Annotated in this window: 17 protein-coding genes and 3 pseudogenes; 10 read left to right on the forward strand and 10 right to left on the reverse strand. The window is 67.8% G+C overall.

Features of this window, described 5'->3' with window-relative positions; translation table 11 throughout:
* Window positions 1-331 precede the first annotated feature (331 nt).
* A pseudogene (locus tag OG379_RS38825) lies at window positions 332-472 on the reverse strand (winged helix-turn-helix transcriptional regulator); the annotation flags it as partial.
* 42 nt (window positions 473-514) lie between these two features.
* A complete protein-coding gene (locus OG379_RS38830) occupies window positions 515-826 on the reverse strand; it encodes a hypothetical protein (protein ID WP_405668857.1) in 312 nt (103 codons plus the stop codon).
* 95 nt (window positions 827-921) lie between these two features.
* On the opposite strand from OG379_RS38830, the gene OG379_RS38835 reads away from it, so the two are divergent.
* The 4 genes from OG379_RS38835 (at window position 922) to OG379_RS38850 (ending at window position 3,507) form a co-directional block, all read left to right on the forward strand.
* Window positions 922-1,257 carry a hypothetical protein gene (locus OG379_RS38835; protein WP_405668858.1) on the forward strand — a complete coding sequence of 112 codons (336 nt, stop codon included), beginning with the start codon at window positions 922-924 and terminating at the stop codon, window positions 1,255-1,257.
* Complete coding sequence (locus tag OG379_RS38840) at window positions 1,254-1,511, forward strand: helix-turn-helix transcriptional regulator (protein ID WP_405668816.1); 258 nt, start codon at window positions 1,254-1,256, stop codon at window positions 1,509-1,511. The genes OG379_RS38835 and OG379_RS38840 overlap by 4 nt, the downstream gene beginning before the upstream one ends.
* 582 nt (window positions 1,512-2,093) lie before the next feature.
* Window positions 2,094-2,534, forward strand: a complete 441-nt coding sequence (locus tag OG379_RS38845) for a MarR family winged helix-turn-helix transcriptional regulator (protein WP_405668130.1) — start codon at window positions 2,094-2,096, stop codon at window positions 2,532-2,534.
* Between the two features lie 82 nt (window positions 2,535-2,616).
* Window positions 2,617-3,507 carry an NmrA/HSCARG family protein gene (locus OG379_RS38850; protein WP_405668132.1) on the forward strand — a complete coding sequence of 297 codons (891 nt, stop codon included), beginning with the start codon at window positions 2,617-2,619 and terminating at the stop codon, window positions 3,505-3,507.
* Between the two features lie 664 nt (window positions 3,508-4,171).
* Here OG379_RS38850 and OG379_RS38855 read toward each other — a convergent pair.
* On the reverse strand, window positions 4,172-4,528 hold the full coding sequence (locus OG379_RS38855; protein WP_405668134.1) for a MerR family transcriptional regulator: 357 nt from the start codon (window positions 4,526-4,528) through the stop codon (window positions 4,172-4,174).
* 59 nt (window positions 4,529-4,587) lie between these two features.
* On the opposite strand from OG379_RS38855, the gene OG379_RS38860 reads away from it, so the two are divergent.
* The 3 genes from OG379_RS38860 to OG379_RS38870 all read left to right on the forward strand — a co-directional run bounded on the left by OG379_RS38860 (window position 4,588) and on the right by OG379_RS38870 (window position 7,652).
* The gene (locus tag OG379_RS38860) at window positions 4,588-5,817 is read left to right on the forward strand and encodes an MFS transporter (RefSeq protein ID WP_405668136.1); all 1,230 of its coding nucleotides are present in this window, start codon (window positions 4,588-4,590) and stop codon (window positions 5,815-5,817) included.
* Between the two features lie 31 nt (window positions 5,818-5,848).
* Window positions 5,849-6,646: an alpha/beta fold hydrolase gene (locus tag OG379_RS38865; protein WP_405668138.1), complete on the forward strand. Its 798-nt coding sequence runs from the start codon at window positions 5,849-5,851 to the stop codon at window positions 6,644-6,646.
* A 328-nt stretch (window positions 6,647-6,974) separates the two neighbouring features.
* Window positions 6,975-7,652, forward strand: a complete 678-nt coding sequence (locus OG379_RS38870) for a helix-turn-helix domain-containing protein (protein ID WP_405668140.1) — start codon at window positions 6,975-6,977, stop codon at window positions 7,650-7,652.
* 64 nt (window positions 7,653-7,716) lie between these two features.
* Here the strand turns inward: OG379_RS38870 and OG379_RS38875 are convergent.
* The 4 genes and pseudogenes from OG379_RS38875 to OG379_RS38890 all read right to left on the reverse strand — a co-directional run.
* Window positions 7,717-8,032: pseudogene (locus OG379_RS38875) on the reverse strand (DUF4440 domain-containing protein); the annotation flags it as partial.
* 651 nt (window positions 8,033-8,683) lie between these two features.
* The gene (locus tag OG379_RS38880; RefSeq protein WP_405668141.1) at window positions 8,684-11,881 is read right to left on the reverse strand and encodes an RHS repeat-associated core domain-containing protein; all 3,198 of its coding nucleotides are present in this window, start codon (window positions 11,879-11,881) and stop codon (window positions 8,684-8,686) included.
* Window positions 11,882-12,014: 133 nt separating this feature from the next.
* Complete coding sequence (locus tag OG379_RS38885; RefSeq protein ID WP_405668143.1) at window positions 12,015-12,551, reverse strand: hypothetical protein; 537 nt, start codon at window positions 12,549-12,551, stop codon at window positions 12,015-12,017.
* A 615-nt stretch (window positions 12,552-13,166) separates the two neighbouring features.
* Complete coding sequence (locus OG379_RS38890; protein ID WP_405668144.1) at window positions 13,167-13,517, reverse strand: hypothetical protein; 351 nt, start codon at window positions 13,515-13,517, stop codon at window positions 13,167-13,169.
* 12 nt (window positions 13,518-13,529) lie between these two features.
* Here OG379_RS38890 and OG379_RS38895 point away from each other — a divergent pair.
* Both OG379_RS38895 and OG379_RS38900 read left to right on the forward strand, forming a co-directional pair.
* A pseudogene (locus tag OG379_RS38895) lies at window positions 13,530-13,721 on the forward strand (transposase); the annotation flags it as partial.
* 483 nt (window positions 13,722-14,204) lie between these two features.
* Window positions 14,205-15,029: an IS5 family transposase gene (locus OG379_RS38900; protein ID WP_405668146.1), complete on the forward strand. Its 825-nt coding sequence runs from the start codon at window positions 14,205-14,207 to the stop codon at window positions 15,027-15,029.
* 572 nt (window positions 15,030-15,601) lie between these two features.
* On the opposite strand, the gene OG379_RS38905 is transcribed toward OG379_RS38900, so the two are convergent.
* The 3 genes from OG379_RS38905 to OG379_RS38915 form a co-directional block, all read right to left on the reverse strand.
* Window positions 15,602-16,270, reverse strand: coding sequence for a 4'-phosphopantetheinyl transferase (locus tag OG379_RS38905; protein ID WP_405668147.1), 669 nt, complete (start codon window positions 16,268-16,270; stop codon window positions 15,602-15,604).
* 55 nt (window positions 16,271-16,325) lie between these two features.
* Window positions 16,326-17,021, reverse strand: a complete 696-nt coding sequence (locus tag OG379_RS38910; protein ID WP_405668149.1) for a formylglycine-generating enzyme family protein — start codon at window positions 17,019-17,021, stop codon at window positions 16,326-16,328.
* A gap of 550 nt (window positions 17,022-17,571) precedes the next feature.
* Window positions 17,572-18,801, reverse strand: a complete 1,230-nt coding sequence (locus tag OG379_RS38915) for a cytochrome P450 (RefSeq protein ID WP_393761412.1) — start codon at window positions 18,799-18,801, stop codon at window positions 17,572-17,574.
* A 688-nt stretch (window positions 18,802-19,489) separates the two neighbouring features.
* Between OG379_RS38915 and OG379_RS38920 the strand changes: the two genes are divergently transcribed.
* The gene (locus OG379_RS38920) at window positions 19,490-19,882 is read left to right on the forward strand and encodes a DUF4180 domain-containing protein (RefSeq protein WP_393761414.1); all 393 of its coding nucleotides are present in this window, start codon (window positions 19,490-19,492) and stop codon (window positions 19,880-19,882) included.
* Window positions 19,883-20,270 lie beyond the last annotated feature (388 nt).

Below are 20,270 nucleotides of genomic sequence, written 5' to 3' on the forward strand. Positions count from 1 at the left end.
CGTGGGATTCACGCGCCTCCCACCCTTCCCTGCGGCGCTCCGCCGGGCATCGTCCCCGGCCACCGTCGTCCCCTGGTGCACCCGGACCAGCCATGCCCGTGATCTGGTGCGTACGCACCACATGCCGTCTCGGGGCGCTGGGGGTGACCCGGATGCAGGACCGGGTCCCCTGGTGGTCTGTCAGCGCGAGGCTCTCTGGCGGTAGTCGCGTCGGCGCGCCTAGATCGCGGGGGCATTCGCGACGGCCAGCCCCAGAGGTGAGCGAAGGGTCGCGCAGGGATTCACCCAGGGTGGTCAGCGAGTATTCGACGCGGACCGGCGACGTCGGCAGCACGCGGCGCTCGACCATCCCGTTGCGTTCGAGCCGGCCCAAGGTCTGGGTGAGGACGCGGTGCGCGACGCCGTCGAGGCGGCGCTTGATCTCATTGACCGGCGTGGTTCGGCCAGGACCGCCATCACCATCATCGACCACTTGTCGGGCGATCTGATCGAGGAAGTGCGCTATTGGCGCAGGTCAGGCGATTCCACAGTAGATGTCGATCGGTCCCAGCCGCTCCTCGGCGGCGGTGAGCGCCGCGTGCAGAGCGGGACGGTCGGTCACGTCGGCGGGGAACGCCTCGGCCCGCACGCCCGTGTCGGACAGGTCGTCGGCCCCGACTTTCGCGCTGGCGCCCTTCCGCCGGACGACCGTGTCCGGCTTCTCGGCGCGGTCCCGCGGGTTCCGTGTGCCGGACATGATGTTCAACCGCTTCGAGACCGCGGCCCCCTGCGGACGGTGGGCCGACGGGTCGGGGCCGACGATCACGTACGCCTGTGGATCGTCCACCGGGGGCCTGGCGGTTCGAGGAACCGGGAGGAGTCGAGCACACGGCACAGGCCGGTCGCCTGCTGGTACAGACGGGAAGGCTGTCACACTTCTCCGTGGCGCCACACACCGTCGTGCAGGTACTCGTCCTGCCCGCCGCGGAGGTGCGGCCCGGACGGGGCGGGCCGGCCTCCGGTCCGGCCGACACCGCCGAGGTGCGGCTGCTGACGACGCACGCCGCCATGGTGGGCCGGATGCTGGACCGTCTCGGGCCGGCGGGGGTCGACGCTGCCCGCGGCACCCTGGCCGAGTTGGCCCGGGCCGCCGCCGGGCGCGGCCTGGACGACGTGGAGCCCCTGTTGTCGCCGGCCCTGGCTCAAGCCTCGCGGGACCTGGCCGACCGCCGGCTCACCGACCCGCTCTGTCCCCCTCGGCTCTCGCCCGGGAGCTGAACGTCTCCCCGCGTACCCTCCAACGGGCCTTCGCCAGGGAAGGCCGACCGCTGAGCAGCTACATCCGGCGCCGCCGCCTCGAGGAGGCATGCCGCGAGCTCGTCGCACCGCACCGGCGCATGACCGTCACGGAGATAGCCGCCCGCTGGCAGTTCGCCGACAGCGGGCACTTCGCCCGCGCCTTCCGCAAGCACTACGGCCGGACCCCGACCGACTACGCCGCGACCGCTGCTCGTGAAACGGATGCCACATAACTGGGCGGGGCCGGTGCCGCCACCCGCCCACGGCAGGGACGCCCGGGTCAGCCGAGGCACACCACCGGCAGACAGAGCTGCGGCGACGACGGTTCCGCCGCGAGTGGTGTCCGGGGCCGCGTCCTCGCCGCTGCCGTCGCCGAGCGCGGAGGTGACGGCGGCTGCGTCGTGGCGGGGGCGAGGGAGCCCTGTCCTGCCCCGTGGCCGGCGATCGACCGAGCACACGCCCACACGCGAGTGAAAGCGGCTCGGAATCAGCCTGGGGCCGACGGGCTGACATGGTGAGGTGGTCAGGATCAACCTCCGTGTGTGGGTTTTCAGCTGAGCTGGTCTCTTCTCACCAGATCTGATCCGTACTTGATCCGTCTCATCGGTTCCGATCCGCCCGCTGCGAGGGCCAGTGGAGGATGTCGATAATTTTTGCCGGATACTGAGAGTGAAGGGACAGGGTAAGTCGATCAAAGTGGTTGGGCAGGAGTGCCAGGCCGGCCTCGCAGAGGTGTGCATCTCCTGGTGAGTGGCGTGGTCTGCCGGCCCGCGACGAGTAGGCTGACCGTTCGTGATCGGACCGGGGAGGTCGGCGTGGACTATGGCGACAAGCTCTTTTGGCTCTCGGTTGTGATTCAACGCAAGTACGCGCAGATCTCCGCCGAGTTCGACCTGACCCCCTCGCAGGCCACGCTGCTCTGCGCAGTCAGGAACGAGCCGCGGCAGATGGCTGACCTCGCCGCGTCGTTGGGTATGACCAAGAACGCATTGAGCCAGCTGGTCGATCGCACCGCGCGGCGCGAGTTGGTCGGCCGGGCAAGCTCGGCGCAGGACCGACGGGTCGTCATGCTCAGTGCGACGCCCACGGGGAAGGTGCTCGCCGAGGCCCTTTACGCCGAGGTCGCCAAGCGCCTGCCCGAGATCGCGAGGAACCTCGACGCCGACGACCAGCGCGACTTCGAGCGCGTGGCCACCGCCATCGTGGACACCTCGGACCTCTCTTCGCCCACCTCGAACCAACCCATCACACCGTGAGGTCCCGCTACACGGCACCTTGACGAAGTTCATGCCGTGAACTAATTTCGTTCACGCCATGAACTAATGAAGGGTGGCAGCGATGCGCACACAGACGACCGGCACGATCGCAGTCTTCGGTGCGACGGGGCAACAGGGCGGGGCGGTGGTCGACGCGCTGCTGGACCACAAGGCGCGGGTGCGGGCTTTGGTCCGCAACCCGCAGTCCGACCGGGCTCAGGCGCTGGCCGCCCGCGGCGTCGAGCTGGCGACCATCCGGGCCGACGACCCGGCGTCGCTGACCGCCGCGCTGTCGACGGCCGAGGGGTTCTACTTCATGACCCCGGAGGCGAACAGCCTCGAAGAGGTCGAGGCGGAGATCCGCATCGGTACCGCGCTCGTTGACGCGGCGGTCGAGGCGGGCGTCCCACACGTCGTGTTCAACTCGGTCTTCGGAGCGGACCGGGAGTCGGGGGTGCCGCACCACGACTCGAAGCACTCGATCGAGGAGCACCTGAGGAAGTCCGGCCTCAGGGCCACGATGGTTCGCGCGACCGCCTTCATGGAGAACTTCGCGAGCGTGATGGCACCGAGCCTGGAGCATGGGGAGATCGTGCTGAGACTGCCGCTGCCGGAGGACGTCGCCCTGAAGATGATCTCGGTCAGGGACATCGGCCGGGTCGCCGCCGCGCTCCTGCTCGACACCGCGGAGGCGCCCGGCGGAGCCGTCGAGCTCGTCGGCGACGAGCTGACGGGCCCCCAGATCGCCGCGGCGTTCGGCGCGCGCGCCGGGCTCCCGGCACGGTACGAGGCCCTCCCGTTGAGCGTGCTTCCCAACGACCTCGACAAGGCGATGTTCCGCGAGTTCGCGAAGGCAGCGGAATACCCGTCGGGCCTCGCGGTGGTGCGCTCGATCGAGCCGGCCACCCTGGACCTGGTCGAGTGGATCCGAGCTACAGGCTGGACCGCGCCCGCAAACGTGGCTGTTTCCTGAGCCTCCGGCCGCGATGAACGCCCCGCGATCGTGCCCACGATCTCGGCGCTCTGGGCACGGCAACGCATCCGCCAACGGTTGACGTAGTCACGAAGCCCCCGGGGCGTGCCCGAGGCAGACACCGGCACACTGGTTGTTGAGAGGCCGCCGGTCGACGGCGAGGCAAAGATCCACGTCCCGGAGCCCCGGGCCGCCAACCAAAAGACCTCACCGACTACGCTCGCGAGGCCGCCGAGCCGGCGACCAGACCGAAGATCCAGGCGCCTTCGGAAAGACTGGCAATGTTGTTCACATGGCTCATCTGTACGACGATGCCACGCCCGTCGCGGCGCGCAGCCCACGAGGATACCTAAGCGCCCTATTCATGATCGTGTTACGTGGGATGGCGGTGGGGGTGACGGACCAAAACGGACAGAGTGGCGGTAACATTCCGGTCAAAAGGGGCGCGGTTGGCGGTCCTCGCCACAGAGCGCTGCCACGCCGAAGCCGCGCTTGCGGGGCTTGCCGCGCGGTGGGTCAGGCCCTGTTCTCCCGAAGCTAAGTGGTCGGCTCCGGAAGCCCTTCGGGGGTTGACGCTGAAGGAGCGCGTGTGGGTTCAGGACTGACATGAAGGGCTGCCGTGATTGCTTCCCGCGCCCATGTGGATCGTTTCCCAGGGCGCGGTTCAGGTGGCCGGGGCTGCGGCGATGACGGTGTCGAGCATGGTTCGCGAAGCCTGCAGCTCGTTCACGGCGTGAGTGATGCGTTCGCGCTCGCGCCGTAGCTCGGTGAGGGTGCCAGAGCATACGGGGGTGAGGGTCGAGCCGTCGGTGCAGACGCAAGGCGGGATCCTGGCGATGATCGTCGTGGACAGGCCGGCGGCCAGCAGGCTGCGGATGCGCCGCACCGTGTCGACGTCGACGTCGTTGCAGACCCGGTAGCCGCTGGTGAGCCGGTCCGGGTGGAGCAGGCCCTGTTCCTCGTAGTAGCGCAGCAGGCGTTCGCTGACGCCGGTTCGCCGGACCATCTCCCCCATGCGCATGTGACCTGTACCTCACTGCGTTGACTCTCACATTGGTGTGAGACTTTAGCGTCGGCCGCATGACGATGAACAGCGCGGTCTCGATGTCCGCCATCCCTCCCGCGCCGGTGCGGCGGCGCGCGGTACTGGCTCTGCTGACCGCCTGCGTGTTCGTGGTGGGCACCGCGGAGTGGGTAATGGTCGGCCTGCTGCCGGAGCTGTCGACGGATCTGCACCGTCCGCTGCCGACCGTCGGCGTGCTGGTGACGGTGTACGCCCTGGTGGTCACCGTCGCTGGGCCTCTGGTCACCCTGGGGATGCTGGGCATCGCACGCCACCGCACGCTGCTGATCTTGCTGGGCGTGTTCGTCGCGGGCAACGCCGCCGCAGCGCTGGCCACCGGGTTCGGCGTCTTGGCGGCGGCGAGGACGCTGACCGCTCTGACGCACAGCACGGTCTTCGCAACGGCATTGGTGATCGCGGTAACCACGGTTCCGGCAGGGCACCGCGGGCGTGCCATCGCCGTGGTGACGGCGGGCTGGAACCTCGCCACGGTCCTTGGCGCTCCAGTGGGTACCTGGATCGGCGACCACTACGGCTGGCGTACCACCTTTGCCGGCATCGCCATCCTGGGCGCCGCCGTCCTCACTGCCACCACTGTGCTGGTCCGTCCGGCGGCACCGGAGACAGATGGCCGCCCCGGCGGCGAGGTCCGGGAGATGCTCAAGCCCAAAGTGGCCATAGTGCTGGCGATCATCGTGGTCGCGCAGGCCGGCCTGTTCACCACCTACACCTACATCGCCCCGCTGCTGCGCCAAGTGAGCGGGTTCACCGCCTCCGGGGTCACCATGCTGCTCGCGCTCTTCGGCCTGGGCTCCGTAGCCGGCAACATCCTCGGCGGCCGCCTGGCCGACCGCGCCCCGTGGGCAGCGTTGTGCGCGCTGCTTGCCGGCCTCGCTACGGTGCTGGCCGCCTTCACGCTCACCAGCCAGAGCCGCTGGGCGGCCGCCGCCACCGTACTCATCCTCGGTGTCATCGCCGCCGCCTTGATCCCGTTGCTGCAAGACCGCGCACTGGCGTCCGCCCCCGAAGCACCCACCCTGGTCACGGCGGTCAGCGCCTCCGCGTTCAACCTCGGGGTCGCAGCCGGCTCCACCCTCGGCGGCCAAGCCGTCACCGCCGGCTCCTCACTCGGCGACCTGCCGTGGATCGGCGCGCTGGTGACACTCGCCGCCGTCGGCCTCGCCGCCACTGCTGCCCGGCGCGGCCGCACTCAGCCACGCACCCCGATGACCTGCTCCATCCCGTAACCCCCTGAGAACCCGAAGGAAAGACATCCCCATGTCCTCAACTGCTCTGCCCTCTTCCTCCCTTGGCCGCATCGTGCGCGGCACGGGCCCGGGCCTGCTGCTCGCCCACGGCGCCGGCGGCGGCATCGACGCTAACTTCGGCCCTATCCTGACGAGTCTCGCCGCCCACCACACCGTCGTGGGACCCGACTATCCCGGCACCGGCCGCACCTCCCGCGCCGAAGCCCCCCTCGCCCTGGACGCCCTGGCCGACGCCCTGGTCGCCACCGCCGTCGAGGAAAACGTCGACACCTTCGCCATCGCCGGATACTCGCTCGGCAGCCCGGTCGCCATCCGCGCCGCCACCCGCCACCCCGACCGTGTCACCAGCCTCGTCCTGACAGCTGGCTTCGCCCACCCCAATCCGCGGTTCCTGCTGGCCGCCCGGCTCTGGCGCGACCTGCTCCGCTCAGGCGACCTCGAGCGTCTGGCCGCGTTCGTGTCCCTGATCGGGCTGAGCGCCCCCGCCTTGGAGGCCATCGGTCAGGACGACCTCGACACCGCCCTGAAGGCCACCGCGACCACGATCCCGCCCGGCACACTCGGGCAGCTGGACCTGCTTATCGATCAGGTTGATGTCCGCGAAGACCTGGCTGCCATCACGGTGCCGACCCTGATCATCTCCACCACGTTCGACCAGCTGGTCACGCCCTATCACCACCGGCAACTCGCCGACACGATCCCGGGTGCCGAGTACGCCGAGCTCTCCACGGGGCACCTGCCTTTCGTCGAGCGCCCCGAGGAATGGTCCGCGCTTCTCCTCGACTTCCTTGGCAACGTCTCCGCCTGACAGCGGCCCCACGGCCACCCGGGACGCGTGGTGGGCAAGGATCACACCGAACTCCCAATCCGCCCGGTGCCGGTGACCTCGCAGGCCCCCACGAGCTGAACCGCCAAAGGTCGTGCTCACGTCACAGACAGCAAACGGTCGGCATGGTGATCACGATGCCGACCGTTTCGTCGGCGCTAAAGGACACCTTTCGTCGGTGCCCCACAACCTCCGCCTGGGGACCGGCCACCGGATGCTGCTCCAGGCCAGAAGACCGCCGGCAGCAGCCCCGGTGGACAGCCGCCAGAACGTTGCACGACACCTTTTAACGACAGGTCGTCTGTTCACCATGCCCATACGCGCCGCCGTGACGGTGGTGCTGACCGCCGCCGAACGCCACCGGCTCAAGAAGATGGCCTACGGCCACAAGACCCCTCACCAGACCAGGCAGCGTGCCACTATCGTCCTCCTCGCAACACGCGGCCGGGCAAACGCCAAGATCGCCGCCGACACCCGTCTGCACGTGGATTCGGTGCGCACTTGGCGCGGACGGTTCGCACACGGCGGCATACCGGCTCTGACCGACCGCAGACGTTCCGGGCGCCCAGCGCGGTTCACTCCCGTACAGGTGACCGAGGCCAAAGCGCTGGCCTGCCAACTCCCGGCCGAGAGCGGGCTGCCGCTGTCACGCTGGTCCTGCCCAGCGCTGGCCGTCGAGCTGACAGCGCGCGGGATCACCGACGGCATCTCGGCGTCCACCGTGCGCCGTTGGCTGCGCCAGGACGCGCTCAAGCCCTGGCAGTACCGTTCCTGGATCTTCATCCGCGACCCCGCCTTCCGCGCCAAAGCCCGGCGGATCCTTGACCTGTACGCCCGGACCTGGCGGGGCGTACCGCTGAGCGCAGACGAGTACGTCATCTCCAGTGACGAGAAGACCTCCGTGCAGGCCCGCTGCCGCTGCCACCCGACCCTGGCCCCCGGCCAGGAGGCGCAGCAGCGCGAACCGCGCGACGCCGACGACCGCTGAGGCGGACAGATAGACGACCTCTTCGAGCGCTGCACCGGGCTCCGCCACCATGCGCTGCAGAGCAGTACATGCGCCAGCCCGTTTCCGTCATGCGCCAAAGGGAGCTCCGCCAGGCGCGGCGTCCTCCGTCCTCGGTGAAGTACGTCAGGTGCACGATGCCCGGAGCGAGTACGACTCCGGTCATCTCGCTGACCTTGACCGGCGATTTCGGGTCCACCGACCCGGCACTCGGCACGGTAAGGATCGATGCCGCGTCCCAGCGCCTGCCAGACGCTCCGATCTCGGTGAAACTCCGGGTCCAGAAGCTCAGAGACCTGGGCCGGCGAAGCACGCACGCCCGGGTCGAGAAGCCGCGTCTCCGCCGCGACGGCGGCCTGGATGTCCACCTCGCTCTCGTCTGCCGTGCACGAACCTTACGGACTGCCGCGCAGCGAGACCCTCACCCGCACACCAGCGCCCAACAGCCCTGACCGGTAGATCCCACTGCCGACCGCCACGCACGCCGGGCCCAGCCGCCACAGCCTTCAGGAGGATCCGGTAATCACAAGGGAGCCGTCGCTTGTCCGCCGGGTCTCGCTGAGCGTCAGAAACGGAGAGGCGTAGAGCAACGCACCACCGCGGTACAACTCGTACTGGAACCGCTGATGTACGCCCAGCGTGCCACGCCTACGGCCAGGAAGATCAGTGAGGGCGCCAGCCACCAGCGGGTTAGGGGTGAGGGCAGAAGCCCCCGCGAGCAGTGTGCATCGCGAGGGCTTCTGTCTGTGGTGGCTGGCTGTTGCCCGGTTTCAGGTCACATGGGCGCCCGAACGATTTATGGGGTAGGCATCGAAGATAGGTACCTCCCTCACCGCGTGGCCGACCGGTGCTTCGGTGGCGTCACCGCCTCCGGGCCCAGCTACCTCGTCGCCGGTCCCTGTCTGAGGACTAGCGCGAGATTCCAAGATCGAGAAGGTAGAGCACCACTCCGATGCACCCCAGAGCGATACCGATCCACACAAGCCGTGCAAGCATGCTCCGCCTTCCAGTCGTCATGACATACATGAGTCAATCATCGCCAGCCCAGATCCCACGAAGCCAAGACCAGCTCCGACGGCCGCCAATGATGCTGGTGTGCTGAGACCACCAGTGCCGATGGCACTGGCTATTCCCGCTCCAGTTGAGATCGCCCCACCTACCACTGAGATCCCTCCGCCAATGCAGCCAAGGACACTCGTTCCGGTCGGATCAGCGCTGTTGGCCGGGTCACCGGCGGCATAGAGGTAGGCGTTCTGTTCCTGCCCCGCCGGGTCGGGTTGGGTAAAGCGGCCGAGGTTGGGGTCGTAGTAGCGGTGGCCCATCTTGTACAGCCCTGAGGGGTCGAGGTAGGTGCTGGTGTAGCGGTAGGGCTGCTGGGTGCCGGTGTTGGTGCGCGGTTCGCCGTAGGGGCCGTAGGTGTGAGTGGCGGTGCGCTTGCCGGCGGTGTCGACCAGGCCGATGACCGAGCCCTGGGCGTCGGTGAGGTAGTACTGGCTGCTTCCCCCGGTCCTCATGGCAACGAGCGTGCCCGAGGGTTCGCGGACGAAACCGGTCGCGGTGCCGGAGGCGCTCTGCCCGGTCATGCCGACCGCCGCGTTGGTGTAGGTCGTGGAACCAGCCTTGAGGCGCTGGGTGTTGTCGGTGCCGGCGTAGGTCTGGTGAGTGGTGGTGCCGGACTGGGTGTAGGCGCTGAGCTGGGTGAAGGGGGTCCAGGTTTCGTTGGTGCGGGTGCCGGTGGGGCTGGCGGCGCTGGTCTCGTTGCCGGCGCCGTCGTAGGTGAAGGCGGTGTTGCCATTGAAGGCGGTCAGCTGGCCGGCGTCGTTGTACTCCGCCTTCTGAACGGCGTCGTCGCAGGTGGCGGGCAGGCTGGTGCCTGAGGAGCGGCCGGTGCGGTTGCCGGCCTTGTCGTAGCAGTAGGACCAGCCGGCGGTGGTGGAACCGCTCTTGGTCTCCACGGCTTTGGTCAGGCGGCCTGCGGTGTCGTAGGTGTAGGCCAGGGCGGCGCCGTCGGCAGTGCGCTTGCGGATCTTGTCGGTGTCCTTGCCCGCGTTGGCGTAGTCGTAGGAGATCGTCGACAGCGTCGTCGTGCCTGACTTGGCCTCGATCTTCGTGGGGCGGCCGGAGTCGTCGGGGGTGACCGTCTGGGTGGTGCCGCCGGGGAAGGTGGTCTTGGTGCGCTCACCGTTGTTGTTGTAGCTGTAGGTGGTCTTCGCACCGCCCGGTTCGGTGACCGAGGTGAGCTGGCTGGCGTCGTCGTAGCCGTAGGTGACGGTGCCGGCGGAGTCGGTCGCGCTCGCCACGTTGCCGGTCGCGTCGTAGGTGATCGAGGTGGCCGGGGTGCCGGGCAGGGTGCGGTTGCGTTCGCGGTTCTGCTCGTCGTAGGTGAACGTCGACGTCCCGGCCGGAGTGGTGCGGGTCTTGAGGTTGCCGTCGGCGTCGTAGGTGAAGGTGGCGGTGTCCGAGCCGGCGCTCTGGGTCTTGATGCGGTCGCGGTTGTCGTAGGTGTAGGTGGTCGTGATGCCGCGGCCGTCGGTCATGCTCTTCTGCCGGCCGAGGTCGTCGTAGGTGTAGGTGATGGGCTTGAGCGGGCTGGGCGGAGTGACCTTGGTCAGGTTGCCCTCGTCGTCGTAGGTGTAGCTGGTCTTCTTCTCCCGCGGGTCGGTAGCGGTGCAGCGCTGGCCGGGCAGGCCGTCGCAGTCCATCTCGCCCGTCTTGGGGTTGTAGGTGTACTCCCATTCCGCGGCGGTGCCGCCGGAGGTGGAGTCGGTGGAGGTGAGCAGGTTGCCCGAGGTGTCGTAGGCGTTGGCGGTCTTCTCCGCGCTGGCGGAGGTGGCCGTCTCGGGGAAGTAGCCGCTGCCCTTCTTCACCCACGTAGCCGTCGCTGATGCCCCGGTGGGGATGACGACGGATTTCGGGTTGAAGGCCTCGTCGTAGGTGTAGCTGGTGACGTTGCCATCATCGGGGGAGGCGCCCATCGCGTCGGTGGCGGTGGCGATGTCGTTGTCCGGGCCCCAGGACTTCGAGCGCTTGTGCCCGAGGGGGTCCTCAGTCTTCTTGGTGCGCCAGTAGCCGTCGACCGTCTTGAGGGTGTTCTTTCCTCGCGGGTCGGTGATCTGAACGAAGCCCTCGCTGCTGGTGTTGTCCGGGCCCAGCGCCCAGTTGAACACGGTGGTGTTGCCTGCTCCGGTGGCGTTGTCCACCACCCGGTTCAGGGAGGCGACCTTGGCGCTGCTCCAGGTGAACCTGGTCTGCCGCCCCTCCGCCGTGGTGACCTTGGTCAGGCGGCTGGAGGAGTCGTAGTCGAAGGTGGTGGTCTTGCCGTCGGTGTCGGTGAACGTTTTGATCAGGTCACCGGAGTAGGTGTAGCCGATCGAGCGGCCGGTGTTGTCGGTGACCTTAGTGATGCTCTTGCCGTCGTTGGTGAACGTCAGGGTGCGTCCCGACGCCGAGGTGATCTTCGACGTGAAGTTCCCGGAGTAGGTGATGGTGGTGGCGTTGCCGTTCTTGTCCTCCACCTTCGACACCCTCGCGGGCCCGGTGGTGCCCGAGCGGGTGAAGGTGGTCTTCTCCCCGGTGCGGCGGCTGGTGAGGGTGAAGGACTTCTTGTCCGAGGCTTCGGTGAGGTCCTGCTTGTAGCCCTTGGCCGGGGTGAAGCCCGAGCCGTCGCGGGCGAAGACGGCGGCGGTGCCCGAGGGGCCCTGGACGGAGACGCCGTTGGGAGTGGGTTCCTCGATGCGGTAGTCCGTGCCGGTGGTGGCGTTCCAGCCGAGGCTGTTGAGGCTGTTGAAGGTGTTGCCGTAGGACAGGCCGGGGCCGGCGTCGGCGATGTCGAAACCGTCGACGGTCAGAAGCAGGTTGCCATTGCCGTAGTTGACCTGGGCGCTGACACCGTCGGAGAGCTGGGCGGAGAAGAACTCCGACCAGGGGACCTGGCCGACACCGAGAGCGTAAAAACCTGGGTCGGCCGCGGCGGACTTCTCCAGTGGCTGCCCGGTGGTCTCCGCCGTCTTCAGCGGGGTGCTGGCCGGCGCCTTCGTCACCCCCAGCGGGGAGGGCTTCGGCTTCGCCGCGGTGGCCGGGGCCTCAGCAGGACGCGGAGCCGTAAGGGGCTGGGCGCTCGCGGGGAGGGCTGCGGTCATGGTGGCCGTCGCGGTGGCCACGGCCAGGACGGACAGCGGCAGCCAGTGTCTACGGCGCCGCGTTGCGGGCATGCGAGGATTCACGAAGGTCTCTCCGATGCGTGAGATGGCGAAGGAGCAGGACCTGCCGGGGCGGCATCCCTGCACGGATGCCGCCCTGCCCTGCTCCTGGCGGGAAGTGGTGTGCGATTAGCCCGGGGGGCCGTCAGCAGCGCTTGGAGGTACGGGCGCTGAGTGGATTGGGATCGGCCGGGATGTTGATCGTTCCGTCGGCCGAGGTGCACTCGTCGGCCGTGTCGGCCGCGTTGCCCCAGAACTCCTGCGCGTGTGTGTTGAAGACCGTTCGCTCGCCGACGAGGGCGTTGCGCTCGTAGGCCCACACGCCGACGGTCAGGTTGAAGTTGATGTTCTGGTCCAGGAAGGACTTCCACGCCCACACATAGCCGTAGTTCTTGTCACAGCTGGGCGAGTAGAACTGCTTGACCGAGGCGATCGTCTCCGTGCCCCGGTAGATGTACTCCGTCGTGCCGATCTGGGCGGCGTCCGCGCACACCCCCGCCGCCGTCGCCACAGCGCTGAGCGGGTTGCCGGCCTCCGTCCCCGCGGCCCCCGCCGCGCCGTTCGCCGCCTGCTGCTGAGGCGTCGCCCCCGGCCCGGTCGCCGCCGATGCCACCCCCGTGCCCAGCAGCGACAACGTTGCCCCTGCCACCGTCGCCGCCACCGTCATACGCGCACGTCTCACGTGCAAACCCCCTATGCAAAAGCGTGGCACCCGGCACGAGCGCCAGGCAACTCACGCGAATGAAGGCGCACCAACCGGTGCGCCTTCATATCTTCGCCACACCTCCCGCCGGAACGGCGCATTCCGTGGCCATCGATACGGCCGGTCAGCACATTCACGCTCCGTCACGCCATGGATTCAGAAAGCGTTTTCCTGCATACCCAAGGCAAACCATTCACACCGCTGGTGACTCCTCAGGCTGATGCCGCGCATAGACGTTCAACACACAAAACAGAGCATCAGGCGTGAGTTAAACAACACGCATGACACCCGGACAGCAGGGCACACGAGCCCATTTGACCGGCACTCGGCACACGCGCCTCACAAGCACCACACCCCGACCCACCAGGCCAACGGGTCACAGCCCCGACCCGGCCGAGCCGAGACAGGGGACTGGCCAAAGGCGGTGTGACCGGCTCTCGTGGTACTCGTGCTGGTCGTTGGGCAAAGAGAAGTAGGGGAAGATCTTTCATCCGGCTTCAAGTTGGCGGAGGCTCACCCCGGGGCGATGTCGTATATCCATCCGGTGAGTGCACGACATCGTGGTGAGCATCGAGTGGACCGCTCCGGGTGCACTCAGCGGCCGGCTTCTGGCCCGCGGTGTCGGTCCGGCCGCTGGGGGCGGTGCGCGCGCCGGTCGTCCTCGTGCACCGGGTGCGATGGGGTGGTGTCCACTCGGTCGGCGTGCTTCTGCGTCCTCGCTCGGGCTCCGTCGTCGGCTTTCGTGAAGGCGTCCGTCACACGGCGCAGCTGCTCGGCGGTGAAGTCCAGGGCCTCCACGTCCGTACGCGATGCCTTCAGCGCGCGCAGCGCCGTCAGGTCGATCCCCGGCCCTGCCCCGGCCGCCGGCTCCTGGTCGTCGTCGTCCTCGGGGTCGGCGAAGGCCATCGACCACGGTGCCCGCTTGGGCATCGATGTCGAAGTCACGCGTCGCGACCCCGCCCAGAAGGGCTTCAAGGCCGGCGCTGGGTCGTCGAGCGGACCTTCGGCTGGCTCATGCATCACCGTCGCCTCGCCCGCGACTACGAAACCCACCCCCACCGCTCTGAAGCCATGATCAAGGTGGCCATGATCGACCTCATGAGCCGACGACTCACCCACGAATCCACCTCGAACTGGCGCGACTCCTGAGTCAGGAGGAAGCGCCCTGAGCAGGGCAGTGCCAGTCGGCCAAGTCGATCGCGTCCTCCTCCGTGTCACTGAGGTGGAAGCAGTTTCCGTTGACCCACACCGTGACCGAGTCGGGCCGATGGTCGACCTGGAATGGTTCGTCCCCCCGCAGAGTTCCGGACCATGAGCCATCTGCTGCAGGCGAGTGGGCACGACTGCCTGAAGTCGCCCTGCCACCCGAGATATCAAACAGCCCTGCCGGGACAAAACACCCTCTAAGAGGGTGTTTACGCCTCTCTTGATGCGGTTTCAGGTGCTATGCGACTCGGCTTTGATGAGATGGATGCTTCTCAAGGTCCCGGTGGTGCTGGTGGGGTGCTGATGCCGTGGTCTCGCCCGCACTCCTCCTGTTTCATCCCAGGACGCGCCGTCGTGCACCGTTCGCTTCGCGCGCCTGATGCATGCGCCTGGGCCGGATCCGCGGCCGGCCGGTACTCCAGAATCATGACTGAGCGCCGTCGCTATCCAAGCGACCTCTCCGATGCCCGATGGGAGTTGGTCGAGCCAGTTCTGACCGCATGGCGGGCAGAGCGCCGAGGTCGCGGGCTGGACATCGGCAGGCCGCCGAATCACGACCTGCGAAGCCTGCTGGACGCGGTCCTCTACGTGAACCGCACCGGGATCCCCTGGCGCTATCTGCCGCACGACTACCCCCACTGGAACACCGTCTACGCCTACTTCGCCCGCTGGCAGGAAGAAGGCGTATTCGACCAGCTCAACAGCCTCCTCCGACGCCAAGTCCGCAGGCAGGAAGGCCGGGACGACGAACCAACCGCCTGCGTCATCGACTCCCAGAGCATCAAGACCTCCACCAACGTCCCCGCCACCGGGCAAGGCATCGACGCGGGCAAGAAGATCGTCGGCCGCAAGCGGAGCATCGTCATCGACACCGTCGGACTCCTCCTCGGCGTACTGGTCACCGCGGCCAGCGTGCAGGACTCGACCGCCGGCCGAACCCTCATCGAACAGATCGCCGCAGAGCATCCCACCATCCGCAAAACCTGGGTCGACGGCGGCTACCGCCAGCACCTCGTCGAGCACGCCGCCACCCTCGGCATCGACATGGACATCGTCCGCCGCACCCCCACCACCAGGGGATTTGCCGTCCTGCCCCGCCGCTGGACCGTCGAGCGGACCCTGGGATGGCTCATGAATCACCGACGCCTGGCCCGCGACTACGAAGCACACGCACACCGGTCCGAAGCCATGATCAACCTCATGACCCGCAGACTCACCGCCGAATCCACCCCAACATGGCGCGGCGCATGAATCACCCGCAACCGCGCAATCAGGGATGAAACAACAGGACGAAACACCCTCTAAGCGCCGGGGCCTGCTCTTCGGTCGAGCTGCCGCCCGTAAGGAGTGGGCAGGGGCTCCCTCTGGACGCCAGTGCGTAGCGGCTTCACAGAGAAGCAGAAGCCCTTGACCGGGCCGGGCAGATGGACCCCAGCGGGGCGGGGGTGCCAACGCTTTCGGGGAATACGGTGAAGCCGAGCCCGGCGTAGAAGGCTGTCAGTTCCGGCTCGTGCGTCACGTACCGGACGGCGTGCAGCACGTTTCGAAGCATGTGTGGGCTTGAGTAGCTGGGGAGTCAGCGATGTCCGTCAAAGCGGATCAAGCCCACTGCAGCCTGGCCCCGAGGTGGAGCACATGCCACCCCAGGAGCCCGATGAGTGGGCGGCCGGTCTGCGGGTGATGTTGGCCGAACCGGCTGGCCCGCGCGGGCGATGACGGCGGCGTGCAGGTCACCGTGGCGGTGAATCAGGCTGCGGTGGACACCGGTGGCGCGGGCGACCGAGGAAACGCTGATCTCCTCGCCGACGCCCGTGACGGTCTCGTCACGTCCTCCGCCGCAGGGCTATCGCGGTGAGGAGGAGGCCCTGGCGGGAGAGCCACCGGCCGTCGAACTCCTCGATACGTTGCCCGTCGACCATGGGACCTTGGACGAGTAGTCGAGCGGAGAAGGTGCCTTCATCCGGGTCGATGCGCATGTCCGCCTCGGAGAAGTCGAGTTCTCGCCCGGTGAGCGGGAACCAGATCTTGAACACCGCTTCCTTGGCGCTGAACAACAGCCGGTCCCAGCAGACTCCGGGGGAGGATCGCGTCAGCGTGTGAACCCGCGCCCACTCCTGGGGCAGCGAGATGAACTCCAGCAGGTCCCCCTCCAGGGGAAGGTTGGGCTCGGCATCGATGCCGAGCCCGACAAACGCGGAGGAGCGGCCCATGGCGGCGGCCCGGAACCCGGGACAGTGTGTCAAGCTGCCGACGATGCCCTCGGGCCACAGCGGTTCGCCGCGCGGACCTGACAGCACAGGCGTCGGCGGCACGCCCAGTTCGCGCATTGCGCGGCGCGCGCACAGGCGGACGTTCGCGTATTCCTGTAGGCGCTTCGGCCGGGCGCTGGCGACGGCGGCGGCCTCCTGCGGGTACAGGGCGGTCAGCGCCGCGTCGTAGTCAACAAACGCGCTGCCCGTGCCGATGGGCGAAGGTAACAGCTCAGCGATCACTACAGCACCCCGCGTTCACGGTCTCGTTCCCGGGCTCTCCTCCTGTGCGCCGCGCTCACCGTGAGCGGGCGAGCCTGAACCCGAGGTCCTCGATGGCGAGGGTCGGGTGGCTCTTGCGGCGGCACGACGCACGGCATCCCCGGGGCTCATCGAAGAAGCCGCCGCCGCGGAAGACGCGGTACGAGCCGTAGACGCGGGCGTCATAGACGTCCCAACACCACTCCCAGACGTTACCGATCATGTCGTGGAAGCCCCACGCGTTCGGCTCCCGCATCGCGACCTCGTGCAGCTCGCCTCCGGAGTTCCCGCGGTACCACGCGATCTCGTCCAGCTCTCCGTAGCGGGCCTCCGAGCTCCCGGCCCGGCAGGCGTACTCCCACTCAGCCTCGGACGGCAGGCGGTAACCGTCGGCCGACCAGTCGCAGACCACGTCCTCGGCGTCGCGGCTGTCGCCCATCGTGTAGCAGGGGTTGATCCCGACGGCCTGCGATAACAGGTTGCAGAACCGGACGGCGTCCAGCCATGAGACCTCGGTCATCGGCGTGCGCGGCCCCGCGGCGCTCTCCGGTGCCTTGTCCAGCACAGCGGTGTACAGCTCGCGGGTGACCGGACTCGGCGCCAGCTGGAAGGCGGCAACCTCGACCGTCCAGTCCGTCATCGTGCCCTCGTCCCGCAGCACGATCTCTCCAGCGGGCAGATCGATCATGGGATCGGTGGCCAACCGGCGTGGCGTCGTTGCTTCACGGTTCATCGCAGCTCTACTCCTACACATTCGGTTCGTGTCCGCCACGTGCGATCACCGTCAAGGCACCCGCAGAAGTCATCACGGACTCATGGTCTGTTCGGCCGGACGACGGGTGCGACCCGGGCGACATCTCGTGCCGCGTGCTCTCTGACCGGCCGCGAACCACGTGCGGTTGCCCTCACTCCTGCAGTCTGCCGCAGCGGGCACAACTGGGGGTGTCGGGAGATCTTTTCAGGCCGGGCCGTAGCGCTGCAACTCGGCGTGGGTGGGGCAGGACTGTCACGCATGCGGTGGTGACCCGGAGCCGTGCGCGTCGTTGACGTCTGCGTGAGCGACGTCATGAGCCGGTGCGGCCAGTCAGGTGCGCGGAGGCACGCCGCCCCCTGCCCGGTCGTTCAAGTCGCAGGCGGAGTCGGGTGGAGGGCAGTGCTCCGCCGGGCGCGTCTGCACGGGGCGGTGCACGCTGTGGATGCCCGGTGTGCAGGAGCTGGGCGACCGGGCAGGCTCCTCCCGGGGTCTTCCCGGTGCGGGAAGCCCGCACCGGGGACACCGTCAGTCAGCTCTGCGGGGCGCCGAGCGACACCGGCAGGGACCTCAGCCCGCGCAGCGCCGTCCCCGGCTGCCAACGGAGATCCGCCGGGTCGGCTGCCAACCGGATGCGCGGGAAGCGGTCGATGAGCCGGTCGAAGGCGATTTGCGCCTCCAACCGGGCCAGTTGCGCTCCGACGCAGTAGTGGATGCCGTGTCCGAAGGACAGGTTGGCGCCCGCGGAACGGTGAATGTCCAGGGTGCCGGCATCGGGGAACTGGGACTCGTCCCGGTTGGCCGAGGTGAGAGCGACCACCACCAGTTCGCCCTTTGGTATGACGACTCCGTCGACTTCGATCGGCTCGGTCGTGAACCGCAGCGACGATGTGTTGACCGGGCTCTCGTAGCGAAGGAGCTCATCGACCGCTCCGGGCAGCAATGAGCGGTCCGCGCGCAGCGCGGCGAGCTGATCGGGGTGGCGGAGCAGCGCGAACGCGCCGTTCCCGATGAGGTTGACCGTGGTCTCGTTTCCTGCGACCAGCAGCAGGAACGCCATCGACACCAGTTCCTGGGTGTTGAGTTTGCCGTCGTCACTGGAGCGCACCAGACCGGTGAGCAGGTCGTCCGCCGGCTGGGACCGCTTGCTCTCGACCAACTCGTGCAGGTATCCGAGCAGTGCCGTGGTGGCCTGCGCCATGCTCTCCGGGTCCCCGCCGGAGAGCTGGGTGGGTACCCAGCCCTGGAAGCGCTCCTGGTCGCCGGCCGGCACGCCCAGCAGCTCGCAGATCACCGCCATGGGCAACGGGTAGGCGAAGGCGCGCATCAGGTCCACCTGATCCTGGCCTTCCATGGCATCGAGCAGTTCAGTGGTTATCTTCTCGATCCGGGGACCCAGTTTCTCCACTGCTCGCTGCGTGAACACCTTGTTGACCTGCCTGCGCAGCCGGGTGTGGTCCGGCGGGTCGGCGTTCATCATGTGCGCTGCCAACTCGCTGGCGAACACCATGCCGGTCTCGCCGTCGGTGTTCTGCTGGATCACCTTCTGGCCGGCCTCGATGTTCTTGGACAGACGGTTGTCGGTCAGCACCGACTTCGCGTCCTCGTAGCGCGTGACGAGCCAGACCTTGGTCCCGCCCGGCGCGATGATCTCGCGGACCGGTGCCTCGGAGCGCAGGACGTCGTACACGGCATGCGGATCCTGCTCGAACTCCTTCTCGTCGAGTTGGAGCGGAGCCAGGCCGCTGTGATCCCTGGGCATTATTCCTCCCGTGTGTGAACAATGACGTGGGTGCGCAAGGCGTGAACACTAGGGCGAAGAGTCGGTGCGGGCAGTCGACCACTAAACGATGTCGTCTCGCAAGACCTCTCCGGTGAATAGAGAAAGGCATCCTCGGGATCGCGCGAAATGATGTCCCGAGCCTCGCCGGGAAAGCGCAAATACCGCTCCGGCCCACATCGTAGGGCGCTTGCTGAGGGTACTGCGCGCAGGAAGGATGAGGGGCTTTTCGGGAAGACCTGCGGACGCTGCCCGCCACGACCTTCGCAAACTTCGGTTCGGCGGGTGAGGCGGAGTTCGTGCTGCTGCGCCCCCGGGAGCGCCGGCTCCGGGAACCCTGGTGGCTTGGATTCGGCCATCCACGCACTGGCGTGATCACCCGTTCGGCCGAGTCGGTGCCGCCGTGCGTCCGTCCGTCCCCCACGTCTTCCGGTGCGGGGGCATCCACCGGTCGAACACCGCTCCGGTCAGCGAAAACGCTACGGAGGAACCACGACCCCCTCGATGGGTGGCGACTGCGCCTCATAGTCCATCCGGTCCACAAACATGAATGTAGGAAGATGGCTTAATCGCACAAGGTGACTTAAGCAACCTTGGCCCGTGATCAAAGCGTGTGCTAATTTCCTCCAGCGATATCTGCTCACGATTGCCTCACTTGGGGGACTGACCATTGACCGATGAACTGCAGGAACGGCATGGAGTTCAGGTGTTGATGTGTGATCCCTCGGGGCCTGTCGTGGCAACTGAGCAGGATGCACTGAACCTGATCGGCGCGGCATTGCTCGACGCCGAGATCGTGGCCGTACCTGTGAGTCGCCTGGACGACGAGTTCTTCTCGCTCAGCACCCGTGTCGCAGGCGATATCATGCAAAAGTTCGTCAACTACAAAGTCCGGCTGGCCGTCGTCGGGGATATCTCCCACCACCTGGAGGCCAGTGACGCACTGCGGGCTCTGGTGCATGAATCCAATACGGCAAGCCACATCTGGTTCGTGCCTGACATCGAAGCCCTCGACGCGCGCCTGAAGGTCACCGGCGCGAAGGCGCGGGGCCCGCACGCCTGACCTGAGGGCGGTGGGTCTCGGAAAGCCTCGGCCGTCCGGTTCCCGGGCGCTGCTGAACGGAGGCTCGAGACGCACTTCGAGCGGCACCCTCACATCCGGTGACCGGGGCGTGACGACCGCACCCACGCCACCACGCCACCTCGCGTGACGTCACCGGAGCGAGAGCAGACAGGCCCGTGGAGTCACCGCAGTAGCTGGCCTCGGGCCGTAGGGGGCGACGTGGTCCCCGGTGCATCTCGGGTGTTTCCCGGGCGCGATCGGCATGCCCGCATCGCGGCTGGTGGAAGCGCCCCCCCACAGGGAAGAACAGCGGACACCATGGTCGCGCGCAGCTCGCGAACGCAGACTGCGCCATGCCGCCGGCGCAGGCCGACGGTCCGCCGTGGTG

It is taken from the genome of Streptomyces sp. NBC_01166 (genome assembly GCF_045039765.1).
Lineage (GTDB): Bacteria > Actinomycetota > Actinomycetes > Streptomycetales > Streptomycetaceae > Streptomyces.

Bases quoted from the DNA above. Each gene is read 5' to 3' on its own strand.
- OG379_RS38900 (WP_405668146.1), top strand. From the start codon at position 14,205: ATGACTGAGCGCCGTCGCTATCCAAGCGACCTCTCCGATGCCCGATGG.
- OG379_RS38915 (WP_393761412.1), bottom strand. From the start codon at position 18,801: ATGCCCAGGGATCACAGCGGCCTGGCTCCGCTCCAACTCGACGAGAAG.
- OG379_RS38850 (WP_405668132.1), top strand. From the start codon at position 2,617: ATGCGCACACAGACGACCGGCACGATCGCAGTCTTCGGTGCGACGGGG.
- OG379_RS38865 (WP_405668138.1), top strand. From the start codon at position 5,849: ATGTCCTCAACTGCTCTGCCCTCTTCCTCCCTTGGCCGCATCGTGCGC.
- OG379_RS38870 (WP_405668140.1), top strand. From the start codon at position 6,975: ATGCCCATACGCGCCGCCGTGACGGTGGTGCTGACCGCCGCCGAACGC.
- OG379_RS38910 (WP_405668149.1), bottom strand. From the start codon at position 17,021: ATGAACCGTGAAGCAACGACGCCACGCCGGTTGGCCACCGATCCCATG.
- OG379_RS38855 (WP_405668134.1), bottom strand. From the start codon at position 4,528: ATGCGCATGGGGGAGATGGTCCGGCGAACCGGCGTCAGCGAACGCCTG.
- OG379_RS38860 (WP_405668136.1), top strand. From the start codon at position 4,588: ATGACGATGAACAGCGCGGTCTCGATGTCCGCCATCCCTCCCGCGCCG.
- OG379_RS38880 (WP_405668141.1), bottom strand. From the start codon at position 11,881: ATGCCCGCAACGCGGCGCCGTAGACACTGGCTGCCGCTGTCCGTCCTG.